A 2,819-nucleotide genomic window follows, 5' to 3' on the forward strand; every position below is an offset into this window, starting at 1 on the left:
TTCAGGAATTGGAATCGTTTCGTCACACCTTTAGTCATTATCATCTGGATATTCATCCGCATGTGGTGATGAGTTCCGATAAAATGGCACCCGCTAATGTGATGGATGCACAGTCGCGGTTTTTTAAATTGCACCAACAACCCGAGGTTGGAATTGCCGCGCCGGTCAAACGCATTATGCAATCCTTGCTGAGCCTGTAATTTTAAGTCCGAGATTATTATGAGTAGAACTGTTCAATGCGTACTTCTGAAACAAGAAGCTGAAGGCCTTGATTTTCAACCCTATCCCGGTGAACTGGGCCAACGGGTATTTGCCGAGGTTTCAAAACCCGCTTGGCAACAGTGGCTGGGTCACCAGACCATGCTGATCAATGAATATCGCCTGAGTCCGATCAATCCCAAGGATCGTAAATTCCTGGAGGCGGAAATGGAAAAATATTTCTTCGGGGAAGGCTCAAAAGCACCGGATGCCTTTGTACCAACTGACGCGGAATAAACATTTCCGATTGCCAGATTCAGACCGAAAATGGCCTGATTTTGCTGAAAAAACACACTTTAGCCGGATAAAAGCCCTAATTCACTTGACTGCCTGCACGCAGACAGCATAATACGCAGCCTTGAGACCGAATCCGGTCTTCAAAAATGTCACTCGACAAACCCTGGCCGGGTAGCTCAGTTGGTAGAGCAGCGGATTGAAAATCCGCGTGTCGGCAGTTCGATTCTGCCCCCGGCCACCATTTTTATTATCAAGATATTAAAAATGATAACCGTGTTCAGTCGAACTGGTCGATGAGATCAAAACCATCCTTGGTTTTGATCCTGCGGGCAGCGTCGCTACGCTCCACTGTCCAAAAATGTTCCTTACATTTTTGTCTGCCCCCGGCCACCATTTCATATTCATTCAATGTGTCCGGTTTCAGTCGAACTGGTTGAGATAAGTACCATCCGTGGTACTTACCCTTCGGGCAATTCGCTTTGCACCCTTGTCCAAAATGTTTCTATATTTGTAATCTTTATCTGACTTTGGTGTTGGATAAATGGTGTGTGTCTAATATTGGTGTTCTTAGTAATTTGTCGTAAAAATAATCCAAAAAAAGCCCCATAATAGGGGCTTTAACTCATCCTAAAATTGTGTGAATTACCGCTGCGCCATACTCAAGACCTTATTTTGTGGGTAACTGATGGTGTAACCAAAATTCAAGGCTTTGTCATTGCCAGCTTCCAGCTCAAAGTCCCAGGCCAGAATGCCGGGGTTATCATCCACATCCACGACACTGGGTTTGCTGGTGTTGTCACTGCTGACAACTTTAATGTCTTGGTGTTGGGCGACGGGTAGTCTGTCCAGAATACGCACGGCAATCGCTTGTTTGTGATAATTATGCACCGTGGTTTTGTAATCGCGGGTGATGAAATCGCGTTTATCCAGTAAACCGGTGGTGCCTTTTTTCTCGGCTTGCGCTTTGTGGGTGACTTTTACGGCATCATCCAGACCAAAAGAAAGTTTCATGTCTTCTTCCGGACGCAACAGTTGCATGTGCGAATTACCCACAAACGCACCGTCGCGATACAAGGCAACACCACCCGGTAACAAAGGCTCCTCGCCCTGGTAATTCAATTCCGCGTGTAGATAGGCTTTGCTGGAACGTTGTGGCGCGACCATCACCAGTAAGTCGGTGGCAAATTCCTGATCCTGAATTTTGAATTTACGCGCGTTGCGTTCCGAGACCAGACTGACCAAGCCCGGAATACGATACTCGGCAGAAAAGGCCGCATTGTGAATACTTGCCATGCGCATTCTGGCTTGTTCTCTTTTATCTTTTTTTTCTGCACTTTTTGCCATCATTTCTTGCATTGCATCTACTTCATAGGCTTCAGATTCGGCAGCCACAGGCGCCATTGAGCGTTGTGCCACACTGCCATCGGCCAATACGGCGTTATAACGGTGATCGTAAAAGTTTAGCAACCACGGACTCAGTGGATCGAAGTTTGCATTCACGGAAGGGCGATGCGTGGATAAAGTGAGTTTGATGTTGTTCCAGTCTTCGCCGGTGGTTTGGGTGACCGAGGCCAATTGATCAAGACGCAGTTTGGCGTTTTCGGTATTCAAACGCGCGTCGTACATTGGCTGCCAGGCGGCACCCGGAATTTGATACTCAAGGGTGAAGGTTGCCGTGCCGGCTTGGGCAGCATCGATGGTAATATAGGCATCAACGGTTTGGCGCTGACCGGTTGCGAGTTTGGCAAGTTGTTGATTGAGAAGATTCAGTTCTTGATCAATCTCGCGTTGTGCGATGACCGCGGCACTACGTGCCTTGAACATATCCACCGAACCCGATTGCAACAGAGACCAGGCGTTTTGCCAGGTGACAGGATCGAGTTTGCCAATCTCCATTTCTTCACGTAACAATTTGGGTTGCGACTGGATCAGCGATTGCATAAAAGCTTTTTGCAGATCCAGAGCTTCAATTTGATCCTGGTAGGCTTTGCGTTGATCACGCAGATCCTGAATGGTATGTCGCAGTTGAGCTTCTTTTTCACTACTGAGTTCTTTTGTATGAACCCGACGCGCTTCCACCGAGGCGATCTCGATAGCGCGATCGCTAACCCCGCCCACCCGCAAACTGTGCACCAGAATATTCCCGGGCAAGCCTTCCACCAACAAAGTGCTGGGGCCTTTGGCAATTCCGGTTTTAATGCTACGGGTTATGGTGGCACGGTCGTTGTAAACCGTTGCGGCACTGATTCTGGAGTTAACTTTTTGTGCGTCCTGAGCCGCGTTTAGATTCACTCCCAGACTAAGAAATATGATCACCGCACTGA

The 2,819-nt window shown here is 47.9% G+C and carries 3 protein-coding genes and 1 tRNA gene; 3 read left to right on the forward strand and 1 reads right to left on the reverse strand.

The genetic code is table 11. From position 1 onward, the window contains the following. The 3 genes from HKN88_00865 to HKN88_00875 all read left to right on the forward strand — a co-directional run. On the forward strand, positions 1-200 hold a 200-nt coding region (locus HKN88_00865; GenBank protein ID NNC96603.1), incomplete at its 5' end, for an A/G-specific adenine glycosylase. Between the two features lie 19 nt (positions 201-219). Then, positions 220-495, forward strand: a complete 276-nt coding sequence (locus HKN88_00870; GenBank protein NNC96604.1) for an oxidative damage protection protein — start codon at positions 220-222, stop codon at positions 493-495. 165 nt (positions 496-660) lie between these two features. Next, positions 661-736: transfer RNA gene (locus tag HKN88_00875), tRNA-Phe, on the forward strand. A 401-nt stretch (positions 737-1,137) separates the two neighbouring features. On the opposite strand, the gene HKN88_00880 is transcribed toward HKN88_00875, so the two are convergent. Next, positions 1,138-2,819: mucoidy inhibitor MuiA family protein (locus HKN88_00880; protein NNC96605.1), on the reverse strand; the 1,682-nt coding region annotated here is incomplete at its 5' end.

This window comes from Gammaproteobacteria bacterium, assembly GCA_013001575.1.
In the GTDB taxonomy this organism is placed as follows: domain Bacteria; phylum Pseudomonadota; class Gammaproteobacteria; order Steroidobacterales; family JABDMI01; genus JABDMI01.

What these genes read in the sequence shown, in the direction of transcription:
- HKN88_00870 (NNC96604.1), top strand. Translation starts at nt 220, where the DNA reads ATGAGTAGAACTGTTCAATGCGTACTTCTGAAACAAGAAGCTGAAGGC.